At 60.9% G+C, this 21,465-nt stretch carries 19 protein-coding genes; 9 read left to right on the top strand and 10 right to left on the bottom strand.

Features of this window, described 5'->3' with window-relative positions:
* Positions 1-1,824, top strand: a 1,824-nt coding sequence (locus tag R4P64_RS03070; protein WP_317819227.1) for an isopeptide-forming domain-containing fimbrial protein, incomplete at its 5' end; no start/stop codon positions are given.
* An 80-nt stretch (positions 1,825-1,904) separates the two neighbouring features.
* On the opposite strand, the gene R4P64_RS03065 is transcribed toward R4P64_RS03070, so the two are convergent.
* The gene (locus R4P64_RS03065) at positions 1,905-3,992 is read right to left on the bottom strand and encodes a PhoX family phosphatase (protein WP_317819226.1); all 2,088 of its coding nucleotides are present in this window, start codon (positions 3,990-3,992) and stop codon (positions 1,905-1,907) included.
* A 233-nt stretch (positions 3,993-4,225) separates the two neighbouring features.
* On the opposite strand from R4P64_RS03065, the gene R4P64_RS03060 reads away from it, so the two are divergent.
* From R4P64_RS03060 to R4P64_RS03040, 5 genes are read left to right on the top strand one after another with little or no spacing between them, the layout of a single operon-like run.
* Positions 4,226-4,462 (top strand): hypothetical protein, encoded by a 237-nt coding sequence (locus R4P64_RS03060; RefSeq protein WP_239654660.1) that lies wholly within the window; start codon positions 4,226-4,228, stop codon positions 4,460-4,462.
* On the top strand, positions 4,459-5,397 hold the full coding sequence (locus R4P64_RS03055) for an ABC transporter ATP-binding protein (RefSeq protein ID WP_172937224.1): 939 nt from the start codon (positions 4,459-4,461) through the stop codon (positions 5,395-5,397). The genes R4P64_RS03060 and R4P64_RS03055 overlap by 4 nt, the downstream gene beginning before the upstream one ends.
* Complete coding sequence (locus R4P64_RS03050; RefSeq protein ID WP_045065990.1) at positions 5,394-6,176, top strand: ABC transporter permease; 783 nt, start codon at positions 5,394-5,396, stop codon at positions 6,174-6,176. Before R4P64_RS03055 ends, R4P64_RS03050 begins: the two co-directional genes overlap by 4 nt.
* A 21-nt stretch (positions 6,177-6,197) precedes the next feature.
* Positions 6,198-7,343, top strand: a complete 1,146-nt coding sequence (locus R4P64_RS03045) for a sensor histidine kinase (RefSeq protein ID WP_141485286.1) — start codon at positions 6,198-6,200, stop codon at positions 7,341-7,343.
* Positions 7,340-7,954 (top strand): response regulator transcription factor, encoded by a 615-nt coding sequence (locus R4P64_RS03040; RefSeq protein ID WP_033237040.1) that lies wholly within the window; start codon positions 7,340-7,342, stop codon positions 7,952-7,954. Before R4P64_RS03045 ends, R4P64_RS03040 begins: the two co-directional genes overlap by 4 nt.
* Positions 7,955-7,966: 12 nt before the next feature.
* On the opposite strand, the gene R4P64_RS03035 is transcribed toward R4P64_RS03040, so the two are convergent.
* The 3 genes from R4P64_RS03035 to dapA all read right to left on the bottom strand — a co-directional run bounded on the left by R4P64_RS03035 (position 7,967) and on the right by dapA (position 11,568).
* The gene (locus R4P64_RS03035; RefSeq protein ID WP_033237041.1) at positions 7,967-8,710 is read right to left on the bottom strand and encodes an amino acid ABC transporter ATP-binding protein; all 744 of its coding nucleotides are present in this window, start codon (positions 8,708-8,710) and stop codon (positions 7,967-7,969) included.
* A 4-nt stretch (positions 8,711-8,714) separates the two neighbouring features.
* Positions 8,715-10,526, bottom strand: a complete 1,812-nt coding sequence (locus R4P64_RS03030; protein ID WP_219110474.1) for an ABC transporter substrate-binding protein/permease — start codon at positions 10,524-10,526, stop codon at positions 8,715-8,717.
* Between the two features lie 133 nt (positions 10,527-10,659).
* Entirely contained in the window at positions 10,660-11,568 is a 909-nt protein-coding gene (dapA, locus tag R4P64_RS03025; protein ID WP_317819223.1) for a 4-hydroxy-tetrahydrodipicolinate synthase, read from the bottom strand.
* Positions 11,569-11,640: 72 nt separating this feature from the next.
* Between dapA and R4P64_RS03020 the strand changes: the two genes are divergently transcribed.
* Positions 11,641-12,567: a LysR family transcriptional regulator gene (locus R4P64_RS03020; protein ID WP_095887514.1), complete on the top strand. Its 927-nt coding sequence runs from the start codon at positions 11,641-11,643 to the stop codon at positions 12,565-12,567.
* On the opposite strand, the gene R4P64_RS03015 is transcribed toward R4P64_RS03020, so the two are convergent.
* The 6 genes from R4P64_RS03015 to R4P64_RS02990 all read right to left on the bottom strand — a co-directional run bounded on the left by R4P64_RS03015 (position 12,547) and on the right by R4P64_RS02990 (position 19,037).
* The gene (locus R4P64_RS03015) at positions 12,547-13,755 is read right to left on the bottom strand and encodes a GTP-binding protein (RefSeq protein WP_317819222.1); all 1,209 of its coding nucleotides are present in this window, start codon (positions 13,753-13,755) and stop codon (positions 12,547-12,549) included. The genes R4P64_RS03020 and R4P64_RS03015 overlap by 21 nt on opposite strands.
* A 116-nt stretch (positions 13,756-13,871) precedes the next feature.
* The gene (gene nthB, locus R4P64_RS03010; protein WP_317819221.1) at positions 13,872-14,510 is read right to left on the bottom strand and encodes a nitrile hydratase subunit beta; all 639 of its coding nucleotides are present in this window, start codon (positions 14,508-14,510) and stop codon (positions 13,872-13,874) included.
* 26 nt (positions 14,511-14,536) lie between these two features.
* On the bottom strand, positions 14,537-15,160 hold the full coding sequence (gene nthA, locus R4P64_RS03005) for a nitrile hydratase subunit alpha (protein WP_095887512.1): 624 nt from the start codon (positions 15,158-15,160) through the stop codon (positions 14,537-14,539).
* A gap of 28 nt (positions 15,161-15,188) precedes the next feature.
* Positions 15,189-16,754, bottom strand: a complete 1,566-nt coding sequence (locus tag R4P64_RS03000) for an amidase (RefSeq protein WP_317819218.1) — start codon at positions 16,752-16,754, stop codon at positions 15,189-15,191.
* A gap of 22 nt (positions 16,755-16,776) precedes the next feature.
* Positions 16,777-17,826, bottom strand: a complete 1,050-nt coding sequence (locus R4P64_RS02995) for a phenylacetaldoxime dehydratase family protein (RefSeq protein ID WP_317819740.1) — start codon at positions 17,824-17,826, stop codon at positions 16,777-16,779.
* Positions 17,827-18,038: 212 nt separating this feature from the next.
* Positions 18,039-19,037, bottom strand: coding sequence for a helix-turn-helix domain-containing protein (locus tag R4P64_RS02990; RefSeq protein ID WP_317819216.1), 999 nt, complete (start codon positions 19,035-19,037; stop codon positions 18,039-18,041).
* Between the two features lie 249 nt (positions 19,038-19,286).
* Between R4P64_RS02990 and R4P64_RS02985 the strand changes: the two genes are divergently transcribed.
* Both R4P64_RS02985 and R4P64_RS02980 read left to right on the top strand, forming a co-directional pair.
* A complete protein-coding gene (locus tag R4P64_RS02985; protein WP_045065966.1) occupies positions 19,287-19,922 on the top strand; it encodes a TetR/AcrR family transcriptional regulator C-terminal domain-containing protein in 636 nt (211 codons plus the stop codon).
* A gap of 36 nt (positions 19,923-19,958) precedes the next feature.
* On the top strand, positions 19,959-21,464 hold the full coding sequence (locus tag R4P64_RS02980) for a long-chain-fatty-acid--CoA ligase (RefSeq protein ID WP_317819213.1): 1,506 nt from the start codon (positions 19,959-19,961) through the stop codon (positions 21,462-21,464).
* Position 21,465: the final 1 nt, after the last annotated feature.

Below are 21,465 nucleotides of genomic sequence, written 5' to 3'. Positions count from 1 at the left end.
TACACGCTCACGTTCACGAACACCGGTAACGGTGCGGGTGAGGTCGCGCACTTCGACGATCTGCGTGGTCTGCTCGACGATGCTGATCTGGTTGCGGGCAGCTTGACTGCTGATGCTCCGTTGACTGCTGCGATGGTCGGTACGGATGGTTTCTCGGTGACGGGAACCCTTGCGGCCGGCGAGAGCAAGACGGTGACGTACACCGTCACGGTCAAGGCTGATGCCGATCGCGTTGCGGCGAATGCCGACAACACGGTGCTCAACTTCGTTGTTCCGGGTACGACTCCTCCGGTTGATCCTCCGGAGGTGTGTGATCCGGCGACTCAGCTGTGCACGACGCATCCGGTGAAGGTTCCGGGTTTCACGGTCGCGAAGACTGCGGATCCGGTGTCGGGTACGAATGTTGCTGCTGGTCAGACGATCACGTACTCGGTGACGGGTGCGAACACGGGTAACACGACCCTTGATCCGGTGGTGTTGACCGATGATCTGTCGAAGGTTCTCGACAACGCGGTGTTGGTGGACGGTTCGCTCAAGGCAACTGTTGACGGTGTCGACGGTGCTGCTCCGACCCTCGAGGGCACCACGCTCTCGTGGACCGGTGCACTCGAGGCGGGTAAGTCGGTTGTTCTGACCTACCAGGTGAAGATCAACGACGGTGTTGCCGGCGGGGTTCTGATCAACAACAAGGTCACCGGTACTGCGAAGCCGCCGACCGGTCCGGAGATCACTCCTCCGCCGGTGACGACCGAGCATCCTGTGGAGGGCACTCCCGCAATTGAGGTACTGAAGTCCTCTGATCCGTCCACCACAAACCGTGTGGTTGGCGGCCAGGAGATCACGTACACACTCACGTTCAAGAATGTGGGCACCGCGGATGGTGAGATCAGCTTCTACGACGATCTGACCGATGTTCTCGACGATGCAGTAATGACGAAGGATCCGGCTACCACTTCCACGCTGGTTGTTTCGGGTGTCGTTGACAACGTCTTCACGGTCACCGGAAAGCTGGCCAAGGGTGAGAGCGCGACAGTGACGTACACCGTCAAGGTCAATCCTGAGATCGGAACGTTGTCGGGTCCCGGATTCACTCCGGGTGTTCTGAACAACTACCTGGTGGTTGGTGGCGAGAACCCGCCGGTGGACTGTGTCCCGGGCGACGCTCTCTGCACCGAACACCCGATAGACCCGCCGGAGACCACCACTACGGTGCCGCCGACGACCACCACGACGCCGCCGGTCACGACGGAGCCTTGTGTCCCTCCGACGACGACCACGGTGGTTCCGACCACCACGGCTGCGACGACGACGGCTAGCGCGACCACTGCCGGTGATGCTGATGTGACCGGTACGGAGGAATCCACCACTACGGAGGAGACCACCACGGACGAAACCACGACAGAAGAAGTTGTCGCGGAAGAGATTGTGGATCCGTGTGGCGTGACGACAACTACGCCGCCGACGACACCGGTCACGACGGACCCGCCGACCACGACGCCGCCGACCACGACGGTGCCGGTTACGCCGACGATCATCATTCCCCCGATCGTCGTTGTTCCTCCGATCGTCATCCCGCCGACGGTTCCGGGTCAGCCGGTTACGACCACGGTTCCGGGACAGCCGAAGCCGCCGACAGCAACCCCGGGTCAGCCGAAGGCGACGACGCCTGCTCCTAAGGGTGGAACGATCAACTCGGGTGGTGGCGCTGGTGAGAGTGGCGTGAACACCACGTTGCTTGCAGCGGGCGGATTGGTTCTGCTGCTGGCGCTGGGAACGGGTGTTGTTCTCCTGACGCGTAGGCGTCGCGAGGATGGTGACAACTGATTCTCGTGAGAATCTGAGGTAAACGATGTGGGGCAGATCGCAGAGTATGCGATCTGCCCCACAGTCGTTTTCGTGGAGTGTTACGAGCCGATCCGAGAGCCGTCCTTCTTCCAGGCGGCGACTACCGACGGGCGAGGCTGGGAGGCGCCGCCGTCGGGCCAATGGGAAGCGGGGCTTTCGATGCTGGCATCGTCGGTTTCACCGGGGTGCTGGACGCAGACGATGACGCGCTTCTCGTCCACGATGGGACCGCAGGTTTCGGCGCCGACGGGAACAGTGAGGAACTGCTTTGTCTCACCCCGATTTTCGCCTTCGAGGACGACGCTGAACAGTCCGTCGTTGGACTTCAGTGCATTACCGTCCGTCGAGATCCACAGGTTGCCGTGTGGGTCGAAAGCAAGGTTGTCCGGGCACGAGATCGGGCTGACCTTGCTCTTGTCGAATCCACCGAAGTAGGTATCAGCTGTAGCCGGATCTCCGCAGACGAGAAGAAGATTCCAGCCGAAGGTGGTGCCGGCGTGATCGTCGGCGATTTCGAGGACCTGACCGTTCTTGTTGTTGTTCCGGGGGTTTGCCTCATCGGCCGCTGCGCCGCCGTCGACTCCGCGCTTGGTGTTGTTGGTCAGCGCGACGTATACCTTGCCGCTCTTCGGGTTTGCCTCGAAGTCTTCGGGGCGATCCATCTTCGTTGCCCCGACCTTGTCACCGGCCTGGCGGGTGAAAACGGCTACTTCTTCCGCGCTCATGCCGTCGACGAGCGATTCGCCCTTGCCGTCGTCACCGGTTCGCAGGATGGCTACCCACTCGCCGGTTCCGTCGAACTTACCGTCCGACGGAAGCTTGCCGGTTCCGTCGATCTCGCCGGCAGAGTTTCCGCTGAGCTTTGCGACGTACAGTGTTCCGGCGTCGAGCAGGGTCATGTTGTGGCGCATGGCCGCTTGGCTCTTACCGTCCTGCATCTTTCGGCTCGAGACGAACTTGTACATGTAGTCGAAGCGCTCGTCGTCACCGCTGTAAGCCACGACTGTGCCGTCGGAGGTGATGTAGATGGTGGCGGCTTCGTGCTTGAAGCGGCCGAGCGCGGTGTGCTTGACGGGAGTCGAAGACGGATCCCACGGGTCGACCTCGACGACGTATCCGAAGCGGTTCACCTCGTTGGGTTCTGCCACCAGATCGAAGCGCTTGTCGAAGCGTTCCCACTTACGTTCAGACGCACCGCCGGCCAGGCCGTATCGCTTCAAACGTGGCGCGACAATGGGATCGGTGACGGCCTCCGCATTGGCGAAGTACTGATTGAAGTTTTCTTCGCCGGAAAGCACGGTGCCCCAGGGGGTTACGCCGCCGGCGCAGTTGTTGAGCGTGCCCAGTACCTTGGTGCCGGTCGGATCGGCGCTTGTCTTGAGGAAATCGCTGCCTGCAGCAGGTCCAGTGACAAGGAATTCGGTTGTCCCGGTGATGCGACGGTTGTTGGCGCCGATCTCGGGAACCAGCTTGCCGGACCCGGAGTCGCCCTTGACCTGTACGACGGAGAGTCCGTGGCTGGCGAGGCCGATCTTGACCTGCTCTTCGGTGGGGTTCTCGGCGTCGTAGCCGCGGAACATTGCCGGTTCCGTGGAGTACTCGTGATTGACTACGAGCAGATAGGTGTTCGGCTGCCCCTCGACGGGCAGGAGGCCGGCGAAGTCGTTGTTGAATCCGAACTGCAGCGCCTGTGCTGCCGCGGTCTGGTTCTCGAAGTCGAAGGCCGGTGCTCCAGCGAGAACGGCGTCACCCCAGCGGATGACGACGCCCTGTTCGTACCCTTCCGGGACGGTAACCGCATCCGCTTTGTTGGGGGCGACGGCGGTGAATTTGGTGCCGGCCGGCGTGCTCCCGGTGCCACCGTCGCTGCTGCCTGCCGAGCCGGTTCCGGGCGCAGCTTCGGCTGTTCCGTCCGAGCAGCCGGCGAGTGCGCTACCCGCCCCGACTGCCAGCACAGCCATGCCACTGCCGCGCAACATGCCGCGTCGGCTCAGGGCAGCGCGGGCGATATCGCGGAAGTACGCACCTTCCGAGGTGTTGGGCACCTCGTGCGAGCAGGCGTTTCCACACTTGTACTGGCAGGTGATCGACGCGCGTGAGGACACACCGTCGTGTTTGACAAACAGTGCCAAAGGCTTGATAGCCACCGTGAACTCCCGAGATTCGTTGAATGGTCTCGGGAACCGTAGAAGCCGTAAGCGAGGGTAAAGGAACGTAATAATGAACGGCAAAACAACGAGGCGACCCTTACCTGTAATTCATGAGGCGTCCCCGCGGGGACGCCTCATGACATTTGTCATCGCCGATCCGTGACAGTGTCACCGTAGGTGATGATGCTCTGCACTGTTTTTGGCTCAGACTTTCCGCGAGGCTTGGTGGCATGAGAGAACCACATGAAGGAAGCCTCCTGACGGACCTGATGGACATCGGACCAGCGCCCACGATGGGCCGTGAACTTGTTGTGATCGTTGTGAATATCGCGCTCATCGGAGTGGTGTTCGCGATCATCGGCTCCAATCCCGTGTTCTGGATTCTTGTTGCTGCTCTTGCTGTCTATGCGGGTATCCGATTCGCCATCGGGCTGCGCGGCTGGAACCGATCGGAGGCTGCGCGATGAAGGGCGATCCGGTTATCGAGGTTGAGGCCATGTCCCGGCGCTACGGTTCCGGAAAAGACGCGTTCTACGCGGTCCGCGATCTCGAACTGACTGTCGCGGAGGGTCAGCTGTTCGGACTGCTCGGAACTAACGGCGCCGGAAAGACATCCAGTCTCGAAGTAATCCAAGGACTTTCGCGGGCAACGGACGGATCGGTGCGCGTGCTGGGTATGGATCCGGTTCGGGAGCGCCGAGAACTCCGTCCGAGCTTGGGCATCATGCTCCAAAAGGGCGGCCTCCCTCAAGATCTCACAGCTCGCGAGAGTCTGTCGATGTGGGCCGGAACCTGCTCCAATCCCCTGCCGGTCGACGAGGTGCTCGAGCGAGTCGACATGCGCGATCGCAGCGACACCCGCGTGAAGTTCCTCTCCGGCGGCGAAGCACGTCGACTCGACTTGGCTTGCGCCATTATCGGCCAACCGCTCGTGCTGTTCCTGGATGAGCCGACGACTGGTCTCGACCCCGAAAGTCGGCGTAATACTTGGCAATTGATCGCGGAGTTGAAGGCCTCTGGCGTCACTATCATGTTGACGACGCACTACTTGGACGAGGCCGAGTCGTTGTGTGATCAGTTGGCGATCATGCACCGCGGAACCGTAGTGCGCAGTGGGACGGTTGCCGAGGTGGTGGCGGATCATCCTGCGCAGATCAAGGTGCGCAGGCCGGATCTCCTGCTTCCGAACCTGCCTGGTGCCGAGATGCGCGTCGAAGGTGACGTGGTAGTCATCACTACTGCCACCGTGCAGGAAACGCTCACCGATCTTCTGATCTGGGCTCAGCACAACAACGTGGCTTTGTCCGGGCTGGATGCGCGGGCAGCATCCCTCGAGACCGTATTTCTGTCCATAGCAGATCAATTCGACCATCACGTCAAACTCGAAGGGGCGCCGGTATGAACCGCATAGCAACTCTCTCTCGTGCGGAGTTCACCCTTCTGGGCCGAAACCGTCTGTTGCTCTTCAACGCTATAGTCCTACCTCTGATCTTCCCGATCGGAATTCTGATCATCTCGCGTGAGGATGGTCTGTCCGACACAGCGGTAGCGTCGGGCCTCGAGATCTTTGCTCTCTTCCTGCTCGTGTTTGTCGTGTTCTACAACCTGCTGTCGGTGTATTCGACGCGGCGCGACGAACTGGTGCTCAAGCGTCTGCGCACCGGGGAGTGCAGTGACGCCGAGATTCTGGCCGGCCCTGCAGTGCCGTCCTGGGTGCTGACGGGCCTGCTGACGGTGGTTGTAGGGATTGCCGTGGTGGTTCTGGGTGGGCGGGTGCCGGTCAATCCTGTACTGGTGCTGGTGGCGTTCATCGGTGGCGCTGCCGTGTTCACTGCGTTGGCACTCATCACCTCGGCGGTAACTCGCAATGCCGAAGCCGCGCAGATCACGTGCATGCCGATCCTCATTCTTGCAACTGCGGGGATGTCGAGCATCAGAAATGTCGTGCCGGACAACATCGCTCGCGTTCTCGACTTCACGCCGATGGCTGCGATTCTCGATCTCGTGAATCTGGGATGGGTAGGGCGTACGTCGTCCGAACTGGCTGACGACGGCGCCGTCGCAGCGAGTTTTGCAGACACTTTCGTATCGGCCGGTCAACCGCTATTGGTTCTGGTCGCGTGGATCGTCGGGTCGGTACTGATCGCCAACGTGTACTTCCGCTGGGAACCTCGCTCCTAGAACTCTGAGAAGGTAGTAGGCATGATTGCGGAGAGCTTCGGACGCTGGAATCCGACCCGAACGTGGCGAACGGCGTCCAGTGTCGACAAGGTTCGCCTGTACACGCGTCAGTCGTTCTTTGTCCTCGGCATTTTCTTCGGGATATTCGGCGGTATCACCGAAGCGGCCATGCATCGCTACCTCGGAGCGCTCTTCGTTGTGATCAGCGCGGCCGCAGCCGTTGTCGCAGTGGATCGCATCCCCGAGTTGGGTGGGACCAGCACCGCATCGGTGAAGGTGCCAGTGGTGGTCATGACCGTGGCGGCGCTCTGCTCTGCGGTTATTGCCTTACCGGCTGACGATGCGGGGCAGGGTCCGTATTTCTGGCTGGCGATGATCGTCCCGGTGCCGTTTGCGGCTTTGGTGTCGTGGCGATGGGTGATGCTGGGAGCAGCCGTTGCTGCCGGCGTGTGTGCGCTTGCCGGGCGACCCGAGATCGGCATCCTGGTGGCATGTGTGGCGGGTTTCATGACCTTCACGGTGCAGCTGTCGGTATGGCTTTTGCGGATGGTCACCGAACTTGACGAGGCACGCGGAGCCGCGGCCGCACTGTCGGTAGCCGAAGAGCGCCTCCGCTTTTCGCGTGACCTTCACGACGTGGTCGGTCGTGCGCTGTCGGCAATCGCGGTGAAAAGTGATCTGGCAGCTACATTGTCGCGTCGCGGGGACGATCGCGCTGCCCAGCAGATGGACGAAGTGCGTGATCTCGCACAGGAATCCCTCGCCGAGGCACGTGAGTTGGTGCGCGGCTACCGATCCATTGCACTGGCGTCGGAGCTGGCGGGTGCGCGATCACTGCTCGAGGCGGCGGGAATTACCACCGACATTCGCGGATCTGCAGATGCCCTGCCCATCGAATTGGCGGAAACCGCAGCGTGGGTTGTCCGCGAAGGCGTGACGAACATACTGCGTCATTCTTCCGCGCAGCAGGCAGTTATCGAGGTAACAGGTGAATCCGTGTCGATAGCCAACGACGGTGCAGTGCAACAACGCGCAGGTGACGGTACCGGTGTGAATGGGCTACGGGAACGCGTCACAGCTGTTGGTGGCATCCTCGAGGTCATCCACGATGAAGGTACCTTCACGCTGACCGCACATTTTTCTTCCCCGATCAAGGAGTCTCGGTGACCGAGCCGATCAAGGTATTGCTTGCCGACGACGAAAATCTCATCCGATCCGCACTTGCGATGATGCTCTCGCTCGAGGACGACATAGTTGTTGTGGCCGAAGCGGAATCGGGAGAAGCAGCCGTTGTCGCCGCTGTGGAATTTCAGCCGGACGTTGCCGTTTTGGATCTTCAGATGGCCGGTATCGACGGGATCGAAACGGCGCAGGAGATCGCACAATCCGTGCCGGGATGTGCGTCGATCATTGTGACGAGCCACGGCCGTCCGGGCTACTTGAAGAAGGCGCTCGCGGCCGGTGTCCGGGGATTCCTTCCCAAGACGACGTCGGCAACGACCCTCGCGGAAGTGGTCCGCAGCGTTCACTCCGGCGGCCGATACGTCGACCCGTCGCTGGCAGCCGAAGCGATCGGCGCTGGCGATTCACCGTTGACACCGCGGGAAGCGGATGTGCTCGAGTACGCGGCCGACGGTGCATCCATAGAAGAGATCGCGACCCGCGCACACCTGTCGGCGGGCACCACACGCAACTACTTGTCTTCAGCCGTCACCAAACTCGGTGCGGCCAATCGACATGAGGCTGCGGTGATCGCCCGCCGACAGGGGTGGATTTAGGGCCGAAGGCCCCTACAACACCTGCGACAAGAACGCCTGCAATCGTTCCGTTTCCGGATCGTCGAAAAGCTGTTCCGGAGTTCCTGTTTCGACAACGGCGCCACGATCCATGAACAGCACCTTGTCGGAAACGGAACGGGCGAAGCCCATTTCGTGGGTCACGACCACCATCGTCATGCCGGATTTCGCGAGGTCTGCCATGAGGGCCAACACGCCCTTGACCAATTCGGGGTCGAGGGCCGATGTCGCTTCGTCGAAGAACATGACTTCGGGCTTCATTGCCAAGGCCCGGGCGATAGCAACACGTTGCTGCTGGCCACCGGACAGGTTGCCCGGGCGGGAATCCGCCTTCTCCCGCAGTCCCACCAGTTCGAGCTGCTCGAGGGCCAATGCGCGTGCCGCGTCCTTGGACAGTCCCTTGAGCTTGTTCGGACCTAGCGCGATGTTCTCGGCCACCGTCTTGTGCGGGAACAGATTGAAGTGCTGGAACACCATGCCGATGCGCTGTCGCAACTCGTCAGGGTTGTCCTTCAGGACGGACTTCCCGTCGAGGAGAACGTCACCCTGCTCGGGCTCGTGCAGGCGGTTCAGCACGCGCAAGAGCGTCGACTTGCCCGATCCGGACGGCCCGATGACGGTGACGGTATTGCCGGCGTCGACGTGGAGGTTGACGCCCCGCAGGACCTTGTTGGTACCGAAGGACAGGTGCAGGTCCGTGCCGGTGAGGGAGACGGATTTCAGTTCAGAGCTGGTCATGTCCTCAGCCCCTTTCCACGACGATGGCCTGCTCGAGCGGATCCAACGTGCCGGAAGTGTCGGCGCGTCCCGTCCGGAGGCGATTGTCGATGTAGTTGACGAGGTGGGTCAGCGGGATGGTCAGCGCGAGGTAGAACAGGCCGGCCGCGACGAGCGGTGACAGGTTTCCGGTCTGGGCGTTGAGGTCGCGTCCCACGGCAAAAAGTTCGCGCTGTGTGACGAGCAGTCCGAGGAAGTAGATCAGCGACGAGTCCTTGATCAGCGAGATGAACTGATTCATCAATGCAGGCAGAACGCGTCGTACACCCTGAGGAATGACCACAAGCGACATGGATTTGCGGTAGCTGAAGCCCAACGCGCGAGAGGCCTCGAGCTGGCCAGGTTCGACGCTCTGGATACCCGATCGGAAGATCTCGCCGATATACGCCGACGCGAGTAGCGACAGCGCCGCGACGCCCAGCCAGTACGGGTTGCTGCCGGTGATGTTCTTGACGATGGGGCCGACGCCCAAGCCGACGATCAAGATGATGACGACGGCGGGCAGGCCGCGGAAGATGTCCGTGTAAACGCGCGCCGGCCAGCGCAGCCAACGCGTCCGCGAGATTCCCGCGACTGCCAGCAGCATGCCCAATACTGTGCCGATAACGCCGGACGCGAGCGCCAGAATGATGGTGTTGGGCAGACCGGTCTTCAGGAGATCCGGGAACGCTTGCTTGTACAGCTGCCAGTCGAAGAACGTGTCCTTGAGCTGCTGGAACGTCGACTTGGGCTGGTAGGTCGTCGTCTCGTCCGTCGTGGCAGGCTTCTCGGCCGCGAGGGCGGCGAAGTCCGGCAACTCAGGCGTCGCGGCGGCCTTGGAGCCGGGCTTCCAACCCTCGGGAAGTTCGCGCGGAACCCAGTCGGAGTAAAGCTCGGCCCAGGTTCCGTCGGCGATGACGGCGTCGAGACCCGAGTTCAGGGCGTCGATGAGCGGCTGGTTTTCCTTGTTCACTGCCCAGCCGACAAAGTTGTTCACCGAGAAGGTGTTCTGGATGATCGACGTGGGATCACCCGGGGCGATGGCGCCTTCGGCCTGCTGTGACGGTGCGACCCAGGCGTCGATCTGGCCGGATTTGAGGTTCGCGTACGCGGTTGCGTAGTCGGGGAACTTCACTGGATCGAGCTTCAAGGTGTTGACGACGTAATCGTCCTGAACCGTTCCCTGCACGACGCCGATGCGTTTGGACGCGTCCAGATCGCCGAAGCCGGTGATGGGGCTGCCGTTGGGTACGACGAGGGAGAAGTAGCCGAAGTCGTAGCCGTTGGTGAAGCCGACGGTATTGCGACGCTCATCCGTGGTGGTGATGGACGAGGAGCCGACGTCGAAGCGGCGTCCGGCGACCTGCGCGAGCAGACCGGCAAACTCGGTGCCGACAAATTCGACCTTCAGGCCCAGCTTGTCTGCGATGGCTTCGAGGAGCTCGTTGTCATAACCGGTGTACTGATTCTCGGAGTTGACGCAGATGCTCGGCGGCGCGTCGCCGAGCGTGCCGACGGTGATGACACCCGGTTTGATCAGGTTGAGTTTCGAGATGTCGATCTGGTCGATCGGGGTGACGGTGGCCGTGGTGTATCGGTCTTCGGCGCCTGCACCTGCGGCTGCGTCCAGGTTTGTGGGCGCTGCGGTTGCAGCTCCCACTCCGGGAGGCGCACACAGGTCTGTGGGGGCTGCCGATGATTCCGAACTGCTCGAGCACGATGACAGAGTTAGCGCCAAGAGTGCGGTGAGGAGCAGTGCCACCACCAAGCGGATCTTCGCTGCGACGGAGGAAAACATGCGAGCAGCGTAGTCCTAACCGTAGCGATCTCCGGGTGGAAGAACGCTTGCAGATTTTGGACATCAGGCTTCTGCACTGGGCGCACGCGTTCAAATCAGCATGATTTTAAGTATCAGCGGGTACGGGAAATAGTCAGACTGCTATCGACAAAGTATCCATTGCTTCGGTGAGGCGACGCAGGTGAGCGGGCGGCGACTCGATCAGTGGAAGGCGCACGCCGGCATACGGGATGATTCCGAGTTCTGCCAGGGCGGCCTTGGCCATGACCGCACCTTGGGACGTGCGCATGATGGCGTCCACGATCTCGAGTAACGAGCTTTGGACAGCGTTCGCGGAGCTGAGGTCGCCGACCCGGACGGCGCTGATGAGTTCGGCGTTGCGGTCGGCGAGGACGTTGCCCACGACGCTGACCACGCCGGTGGCGCCACACGCGAGGTAGGGCAAGTTGAGCTCGTCGATACCGCAGTAATAGGCCAGCGATGTTCGGGACATGACCGTCATTGCTTCGAAGAGATCGCCCTTGGCATCCTTGACCGCCCGGATCAGGGGGTGGTCGGAGAGTTCGATGAGTGTGGAGGTTTCCATGGCGACGCCCGTCCGTGCGGGAACGTCGTAGAGCATTACGGGCAGTTCGGTGGCGTCTGCAACCGCGACGCAGTGGGCCACGATTCCGGCCTGAGTCGGCTTGGAGTAATAGGGGCAGACGAGTAGCAATGCGTCCGCTCCCGCTGCCTCGGCGTCGCGGGCACGACGGATGCTGTCGGCAGTGTTGTAGGTGCCGACACCAGCGATCACCCGAGCCCGATTGTTCGACTGTTCGCTCACTGCTTTGACCAATCGCGTCATTTCGGGTTCGGTCAAGGTGGGCGACTCGCCGGTGGTTCCACCGACGACGATGCCGTCACATCCGGTACTCAACAGGTGGTCGACGAGACTGGTGATGCCCGTTTCGTCGAGCGTTCCGTCGGGGCGCATCGGAGTCACCATGGCGACGAGGTTGGTGCCGAAGAGTAGTTCGGCGCGGTGCTGCGAGATGGTCATGAAGTGATCGTGCCTTTGGCGATACCTCCGGTCCAGCGATGGTTTTTTCGCGATATTGCGTAGTCTGGCTTCATGATCGATGTCGGAGCTTTGCGGGCGCTGCGGTCGGTGGCCGCTCTCGGAACGCTGGCGCGAGCCGCAGAGGAACTCGGGTTCACAGCGTCGGCGATTTCGCAGCAGATCAAGAGGCTCGAGCGTCAAGTCGGTGTACCGGTGCTTGCGACTGCAGGCCGCGGAGTTGTGCTCACGCCCGCCGGGCAGGCCATCGTCGATTCGGCGCCTGATGTGTTCGACGCGCTGGAGCGTTGCGTCGAAGCAGCACAGTCGGTTTCGGACGGTGCGCCGCGCGGAGTACTCCGAGTAGCGGCATTCTCGACAGGAATCCGGGGGCTGCTTGCGCCGGCGATCGTGCGATTGTCGACCGAGTGCCCGGACTTACAGGTGCGCGTCACCGAGCAGGACCCGGACCAGGCGCTGCACAGCGTCGACGCCGGTACAGCGGACTTTGCGGTTGTTCACGATGCCGATGGATTGCCGCCTTCGCTTCCTTCATCGCTGGCCGAGCGTCACATTCACACTGATGTCGGTGATGTCGTGATGAATCGGACGCATGCACTTGCGCAGCTCGACCGACCTCTGACCAGTGCCGACCTAGCGGGTCACGCGTGGGTGACAAGTCCGCCGGGGACCGTGTGTCACCAGTGGTTCCGACGGTTGTTCGCCGACGTGGGCGAGGATGCCGATGTGCGACATCTGGTCGACGATTTTGCCACGCAGCTGTCGCTGGTTTCTTCGGGAGAGGTAATCGCTTTGATTCCTCGCCTTGCCCGTCCGCCGTTGGGGGAAGAGTTGGTGTCGCGGCCACTGGCGCGGGCGCCGAAGCGTGAGGTGCATGCAGCGTGGCGCCGAAGCGCGGATTCCAGCCCGGCGATTCGGGTAGTGCTGCAAGCCCTTGATCCGGCAACCCTCGGTGACGGCTCAGGGGGCCGCAGCGGTTGACTCGCTGTGTCCGGCTCCGAGTGGATCTTGCCACGTGGTCCACACGTCTGGCCCGAGTTCGATCTCCGCTGTGGTGAGTAGGCAGGCATCGAGTTCTCTGCGTAGTCGAACCGGGTCGATGCCCTGGCCGATGAAGACGAGCTCCTGCCGGCAGTCGCCAACGGGTTCTTCCCACTTGTCGAGGATTCCCGAACGACGGTAGTCATCGGCGGGCCAGAGATCGTCGGAAAGAAACTTCCACCATCGTCCGACGTATCCGTGCCGGATGACGTGTCCTGCCTGAGAAATACTCCCGATCTCGGTGAACCGGAAGGCATTCCAGAAATATCCCTTGGCCCGAAGTAGCCTTCCGTTTGTCCACTCGCTCGTGAGGAAGTCGTGTAGCCGTTGTGGGTGGAAGGGTGCTCGCTCGCGGTACACCACCGAACTGATTCCGTACTCTTCGGTTTCGGGCGTGTGTTCACCTTGGAGTTCTTGTAGCCAGCCAGGGGCCTGCGCAGCTTTCTCGAGGGAGAACAAACCGGTATCGAGAATGGTGTCGAGTGGGATTCGGCCATGACTCATCGGCACTATCGCGGCAGTCGCATTCAAAGATCGTAGGACCGCTGTCAGTTCGATCAGGTGTTGTGGCGTCACGAGATCGGCTTTGCTCACCAGGATGACGTCGGCAAATTCGATCTGATCGACCAGCAGATCCGAGATATCGCGTTTGTCTTCCGGCGCTTCGGCTTCGACGCGACCCCCAGCCGCGTAGTCACGGAGAAAACTGTGTCCGTCGACGACGGTCACCATGGTGTCGAGGCGAGCGATGTCCGCCAGAGCGTGACCGTCGGTGTCGATGAAAGTGAACGTTTCCGCGACGGGCAGCGGTTCGGAAATGCCCGAAGATTCGATGAGAAGGTAGTCGAAGCGACCGTCGGCGGCCAGCGTCGCAATCTCAGCGAGAAGGTCTTCACGCAGAGTGCAGCAGATGCAGCCGTTGGTCATCTCGACCAATTTCTCCTCGGAGCGACTCAGCGATATCTCGCGCTCGACTTCTGCACTGTCGATGTTGATTTCGCTCATGTCGTTGACGATCACCGCCACTCGTCGACCCTCACGGTTACGCAGAATCTCGTTGAGGAGTGTCGTTTTCCCGGCTCCCAGGAAGCCTGAGAGCACCGTGACCGGAAGTCGTGTGTCGACCATGATTTCCAGAGTCCTTCCGGATGAGTGGATCGCTGTGGTTTGGCGGCGGTCGTGCAAAACGGTGCGATCGCATGACCGCCGCCTGGCGTTGCGGGAAGATCAGGGTTGGTGGAAAATCAGGCCGTCGGCTCGAGGTACCCCTCGAAGAGATCGACAACGACGCTTCCGCCGTCGGTGTCGCGGCCGAACAGTTCCTCCGCGGCGAACTTCACGTGGTAAGTGGGTTCTTCGCCGGCGTCGTTGCGCCCGTGACCGATTGCGTCGGGGAACGGCCACTTCTGGGTGGTCCGATGAGAGATGGTTCCCACCCGTCCACGGCAGTACGCAGGCATTCGAATATGCCCCGGAACGTATTCGTCGCGCACGCGTACTCGCTGACCAACTTCGAAGGTGGTCGTCTCGACGGGTGCAGGCCGCCCTTCGGATCCGCTGGGTCGTGACAGCGGGAACGGTCCGCCTGCAAGAGTTTCGAGCTCGTCTTGCGTCAGGATCCCTTTTTCGACCATCAGAGTAGCGACGCCGATGACGTACCTCTCGTAGTACGGGGTCATCATGTAATGCCGGGGTTCCATCCGCTCGACGACGTATCGAACTTCGTCGACGCTGAATGCCCCGAGTTCGGCGACACCAGCGAACATCAGGCTGTACGGCAGGTGTTCCCACTCGGCATGGAATGTGGGGCCGATGGCGGCGTTGACGGTATGCGGGACTTTGCCGAAGCCTTGAACTCCGGCAAGATCGTGTACTCCATCCATGGTGTGCTTCTTTCTTGTCGGTGTGATCAGACTGTGGGGACCTGCGGGATTGCGACCCCGATCAGGCAGTCCTTGGTGACGATTTCCTGCAGCTGCGCCTGGCTCCAGCCCTCGGTGCCTGCGGGGCGTTGTGGGAGGACCATATAGCGAGTTTCGGCGGTGGTGTCGTAGACGCGAACCTCGGTATCCGACGGGATCTCGGTTCCCATCTCGGAGAGAACCTTCCGTGGCTCACGGACCACCCGCGCACGGTATTCGAAACTCTTGTACCAGGTGGGCGGCAGACCGAGAATCGGCCAGGCGGTGCACGAACACAGTGAGCACACGATCACGTTCTTGAGCGTCGGAGTGTCTTCGACGGCCACGATGTACTCACCCTGAGGTCCCAGATAGCCGTACTGAGCCACTGCCGCAGTACCGTCGGTGAGGAGTAACTGCCGGAATTCGGGGTCGGTCCAGGCTCGCGCGACCAACTCGGCGCCGCGCTTGGGGCTGAAGTCCTCTTCGAAGGTCTTCTTCCATCCCTCGACGTAACCGGCAGGGACCAATCCCTTGCCGTCGAGTGCGCGGAACAACGCCCACGCGCGGTCGGAGACAGGTGCCTGGGCTGGTGCCGCATTCTCCGTTGTGTGGTCGACCGTTACTGACATTGTGTTTCACCTTTCCTGTGGGGGCTGATCACGTGTGAATCGGTGGAATAAGGACTGTGGACGTGTGGCGGGCCGGCGCCGGAAATGCACCGCGAATCTTCTCGAATGCGCGACCGACCTGTAGTACCTTTGCGTCGTCGAAACGCTTGCCGGTGATCATCATTCCGGTCGGCAGACCGTTCACCAGACTTGCCGGGACAGAGAGAGAAGGGTGGCCGGTGACGTCGAATGGTGCGGTGTTGGCGACCATGCCGAGGGCCTTGGTGATGAAGGTGGCGCGGTCGACATTCGCAGCGGGTAACTCGGATGCGACATACGGCAGAGTAGGCATCACCAGCACGTCGTACTGTTCCAGCGCGGCATCGTAGGCGGCACGGGCATGGGGCACCAGGTTGCGGGCTTTGCCGTAGGTGGCACCTGCAAGCGTGGTAACACCGTGATGGCCGGTCAACGCAACCAGTTTGACAGTTTCCGACAAGTCATTCGCATGCTGAACACGGCGAGAAGCAAAGTGTGCCATCAGTTCCGGATCGTAGAGACCTTCGACATTGAGTCCGTACCCGTTGCCGTCGAGCATCTGGTAGGCGCCACCGTCAGTGGCAATGACATTCCAAATATGGAAGGCGTGCACGTGCCAGGGAATGCTCACTTCCTCCACAACGCATCCGGCCTCGGTCAAGCTGTACGCCGCTGAACGGATGGCGTCGTCGACCTCTGGTTGTGAGACGGCCTGACCGAATCCTTCTCGCACAACACCGATTCGCATCCCCGCTACGCCGGAGCCGAGGTTGGACAAATAGTCGCCCGTCTCGAGATTCTCGGGCTGTCGGGGGTCGTTGCCGTCGCGGCCTGCAATGACCGAAAGCATCAGTGCAGCGTCGTCGACGCTGCGAGTGATCGGCCCGAGGTGGTCGATGGTGCGCTCGATAGGGAAAGCGCCCGTGTAGGGGACAAGTCCGAAAGTGGGCTTGTGCCCGACGACGCCACAAAATGCAGCAGGGATACGAATCGATCCACCCTGGTCGCCGCCGATGGCAATGTCGACGTCACCATTGGCCACGAGAGCTGCACTGCCACCCGATGATCCACCGGCTTCACGGTGCGGGTCCCATGGATTGCGGACGGGTCCGCTAGCCGGCGTGAAACTGGAACCGGAGAAGCACAGGTCTTCGCACACTGCTTTGCCGGCAACCGTCGCCCCGGCTGCGAGTAGTCGAGTGACGACAGTGGCGTCGCGGGAGGGAACAAATCCTTCGACCGACCGTGACCCGTTCATCATCGGCACGCCCGCCACACTGACGTTGTCCTTGATCGCTACCCGACGATCGCCCAGGACGCCGTCCGATGTCGGAAGAATCTCGGTTGTCACATACCAAGCGCCCAAAAGATTTTCGTCAGATTCGGGTGTCCGGTATTCGCGGGAGATCGGCGTTGGTGCTGCTTCGTCGGCATACAGTTGATCGACTGCATCGTAGGAGCCGAGCGCTCCGTCGATCAGGGCCGGCCACTCCCGCTTGGCCGTATCGTCTAGGTCGATTCCGTAATGCTGTGCAGCAGAATCTATTGCGTCGTCATCTGGTCGAATTATTGCCATGAGAAGTGTGCTCCTGATCTGATCAGTGTGTGGCGTCGCGCAGCATTCCGGTGTGTGGATGACAGTTGATGTACTCGTACTGCTGTGCGTCCGCGTCGAATACCGAGACCTCGTGGTAGAGGCGGAGTTTCTCCAGATTTTCGGCTACACGAAAGAACGTGGTGAAAATGCGTAGATGGGTCGGGTGGGACTCCGACCAGCGTTCGAGATTGTCGAGCGAGGCCCAGTGTCCGATGTTGTAACTCAGGTCGAGAAAGTTGCCGTCGATGTCGATGTTGCGCACAAACCTGTTGCTGTAGCAACCCACTGCCTGGCCGTTGTCGCGGAGGAAGTCCATTCCCGCTTCGAGAGTCGGCAGGATTTCGTCCAGGTACAGACTGCGTTCGTCTGCTTCGGCATCGGCCCAATCTTGACCGGATCGAATCAATGCGATGTTGTCGTGCCCGCGCACCACTACACGGCCACCTGCTGTGGGATCGCCTGCGATCACACGTAATTCGCCGGACGGCTGCATCCAGTCGGTTTGGGAGATCGGAAATCGTTCGCGCATCGAACCCCAGTAGCCGTGTTCGTTTATGTCGCCGCTGATGCCGTCCATCACCGCTCCGACACCGGGGAGATTATCTTGGAACGCGTACAGCGTTTCGAACTGCTCGGCCCGCGGTGCCACGATCTCGCGGAAGAAACCCAAGCCGTCAGACAGGCGGTCAGCAGATTCCCACCAGTCCGCCACCGCTCGGGAATTGCTCCAACGTTGTTGGGACACAGGGTCCGTCCAGTACCCTGCGACAATCAAGTTCTCGTAGCCTTGGTGGTCGAGGTGGTGGGTCAGATCGTGGTGTAGCGCGCCGTCAGCCAGATCGAGACTGGCGACTATGTGGCGCATGGCTGCCAGTGCGTCCGAACGCTGTTCGTCTCCCCTAAATTGGACGCCGAAGTAGCCCATCACCACTTGGTGCAATTTCTCGTCCGAGCGTCCCACCCACATGGGAAACGGCGGTGCGTACGTATCCGGAACCCTACGAGTCAAGGTCCGTGGGCATTTGAGATGTTCACTGATCGCAGATTCCATGAGCACTCCATCCGAGTAGGTCATCGGTTGCCTGACGCTTCGGCAACGGCGTATCGAAAATCTACGCCCGCAACGCCCGGCAAACTTGACCAGAAATGCCAGAAACATGGACCACAGTGCCAAGAACCTCGGATTGTTCCTGCAGTGCCGGATTATCGCGGCGATCTCGAATAGATAAGTAGCGCAGTAGGTTACGTGCGCGTTACCGTTTGTTACCGGGGTGAGGCAGGGTTCGCGGAATCGAGTGACGCAGCGAGTGATTCCGAGCGGTATCGGCGAGGACTCATCCCGAACTCGGCTTTGAACGCTCGACTGAAGGTAGAGGGGTCCGTAAATCCCCATCGGTGAGCAATTTGAGTCAACGACCGCTCTGCGGTCCCGTGTCGCACCATCTCTCGGCGACAGACTTCCAGGCGACGACGTCGAATCGAGCGTGAGACAGTCGTGCCGTGTTCGGCGAAGACCCGATGCAACTGTCGAATGGAAACCGCGACCGATTCGGCGATGTTTACCGGCGACAGCGACGGGTCCTCGATGCGGTCGTCGATGACCGAAAGTGCCATCTCGTAAAGGTCGTTACGATGCGAGGCGACCGGACGGATTGTGGTGTGCAGGAACGATTTCACCAAATCGCTGATTTCCTCGATGATCTCAGCCTCGGCTCCGGCGACATCAGAGGCCATGCGGACTGACGCAAGATCGTGAAGAAAGCGACCTAGAAGTCCACTCACGCCGGTGTGACCGTCAAACGCAATGGCGGTGAGGCTCCGGATTTCAGCGTCCGCGAGCGCCAGAGACGGCCTTGGCCAGGTGAAGACCTCGAGTCCCCAGAACCCGTCGTTGGGATGTCCCTCGAATTGCCAATCGAATGGACGGGTGGTGTCGTACAGCACGTAGTCACCGCATCGCAGTACGCATTCTCGCTCGTCCTGCCGCACTATCGCGCTACCGCGGCGGATCATCCCGATTTGCAGGTAGTCGGCGCCGTCGTCCCTGATCAAACTGTTGCTGCGCACTATTCGTTGTTCCATCGACTGAACGGCAGCAACCTTGACGTGGGCAAGCTGAGCCGATTGGACAGCGCCGGTGAAACGTGTGCGGTCGTCGATATCGGATACGTCCAGAGCGACAAAATGTTCGCGCAGCAGATCTGCCCAGTCCCCGGCGATAGTTGCCCGAGTGGCAAGCGGAACATCAGAATTCTCGAGCATTGACGGGCACCTCCTCGGAGAAGAATCGAGTTGTTCGGTTGGCTAAACATCGAATGTGCTTAGTCTGGCGTTCATCCCGATCGAGTAGGAACGGGCTTCGCTCTGTGGGAGAAGAGTAGTCCGCTGTGTGTGAGGTGTCGATCGACATCACTCGTAATTCTCACTCGGGCGTTCGCGTTCGAAAAAATTGTTTGCCATACAAACAACACCAAGTTATTGTTTGTCATACAAACAAGTAGGAGTGCGTCCATGGCCACCGAAGCAGTACCGGCAGCGCGAGCAACACGGCAATCCGGGAAGCAGACCCGTCAGGCTCTGTTCGACGCGGCCACGGAACTGTTTCTCGAGCATGGTGAGTGCGTATCCATCGCCCAGATTTGCGCGGCCGCCGGCGCTCATCCCAATCAGGTGACGTACTACTACGGATCCAAAGAGAAGCTTTTTGTCGAGGTCGCCTGCGCTGCTGTTCTCCGGGCGGGTAAACGCGCCGAGGTTGATGCCGCGGACGCCGCTACCGTCGGTGACTACACCGAGAAACTTGTCGGATCGCTGCTCGGTGCGGGAGCTCCGAGTGTCGAGATCTTTGTCGAAGCGATGATGATGACGGGCCGACGCGGCGAGCTACGCGATCTCATCTCCGAGACGCTCCGCACCTTGCACTCCTCAGGCGAAACTGCCCTCCTCCGAACTTTGGTCCGCACCGGTTGGCAGCTGCGCGCGGGCATCGACGTCGAATCGAAAGCCTTCTGGTCCGCGATCTTCGGCCTCGTCATTCAGAAGACCGCAACCGGCGAGAGCTTCGGCTACTCGCTCGAGGAAGCGGTAGCCGTCATCTTCGCCACCCTTCAGATACCCGACGCAGTACTGAACAGCTCGATGGAGTGAAACTCTCTCTCCATCAGGACTTTTAAGGATTTGCCGATGAACATCGTTCGCGTATTCGACAGCAATGTCACCAAGACGCCCGACAAGCCGTTCCTGATCGCAGGCGGCCACGAACACTCGTATCAGCAGGTTCAGGACGGAAGCCGGCGTGCTGCCGCGTATCTGGAAGATCTGGGTGTGGGGCGTGGCGATCGTGTAGCTCTGATGTGCTTCAACACGCCAGGTTTTGTCTACGCGATGCTGGGAGCCTGGCGTCTGGGCGCCGTCGTCGTTCCCATCAATCACAAGATGCAGACGCCCGAAGTCGCCTACGTGCTTGGACACGCCAAGGTGTCGGTGTGTGTCTTCGACGGTGAACTGGCACCCGTCGTCAGTCGCCTCGAAACCACCGCAAAGTTGGTCAGTACAGACTCTGCCGCAGACGGTTTCGACTTCTTCGATGACGCCATCAGCAGCGTGGACGGTGTGGACGGCGTCGAGATCGACGAAAACGATCCGGCCGAAATCCTGTACACCTCGGGTACAACCGGCGCTCCGAAGGGCTGCGTCCACAGCCACCGCAACGTGGTCGGGGTGGCGATCACTGCCGGCCTTGCCGTCTCGACGACGCGGGATGAGCGACTGCTCATGGCTGTTCCGATCTGGCACGCGTCACCGCTCAACAACTGGTTCATGTCCACGCTCTACATGGGCGGAACGGTTGTGCTGGTTCGTGAGTACCATCCGGTGACATTCCTGGAAATGGTTCAGGAACAACGTATTACGCTTTGCTTTGGTCCTCCGGTCATCTATACGACAGCCCTCAACATGGTGCCGAACTTCGCCGACTACAACCTCGGTAGCGTCCGTGCGTGGTTGTACGGTGGTGGCCCCATCGGCGCCGATGTTGCCCGCCGACTCGTGGAGTCCTACGGCACCACCGAGTTCCGCCAGGTCTACGGCATGACCGAGACCGGTCCTGTCGGCACGGTGCTGTACCCAGAAGAGCAATTGACCAAGGCCGGGTCTATCGGCAAGTTCGCGCTTGCCGGTGTGGATCTGCGGGTCGTTGGTGACAATGGTAGCGACGTGGAGCCCGAGCAGATCGGTGAGATCTGGTTGCGTGCCGACACCGTCATGCAGGGGTATCTCGATGATCCCGAAGCCACTGCGGCCGCGTTTGCCGACGGAGATTGGTACCGCACAGGCGATCTCGCGCGCACCGACGACGACGGTTATCTCTTCATCGTCGATCGCGCGAAGGACATGATCATCACCGGCGGCGAGAATGTCTACTCCAAGGAAGTGGAGGATGTGATCTCCGGGCACCCCGATGTTGTCGACGTGGCCGTTGTCGGCAAGCCCAACGAGGAGTGGGGCGAAACCGTCGTTGCGCATGTCGTGTGGCGTGAACCTGGCGTCATCGATGCCGACGACATCAAGACCTACCTCTCGGACAAGCTGGCGCGCTACAAGATTCCGCGTGAGGTGGAATTTGTGACCGTGCTCCCGCGTACACCCACCGGCAAGATCCAGAAGCACCTCATCCGCAGCGCGAGCTGAA

It is taken from the genome of Rhodococcus sp. IEGM 1366 (genome assembly GCF_033142425.1).
GTDB lineage: Bacteria > Actinomycetota > Actinomycetes > Mycobacteriales > Mycobacteriaceae > Rhodococcus_F > Rhodococcus_F globerula.
This window is presented reverse-complemented; position numbering and strand designations above follow the sequence as displayed.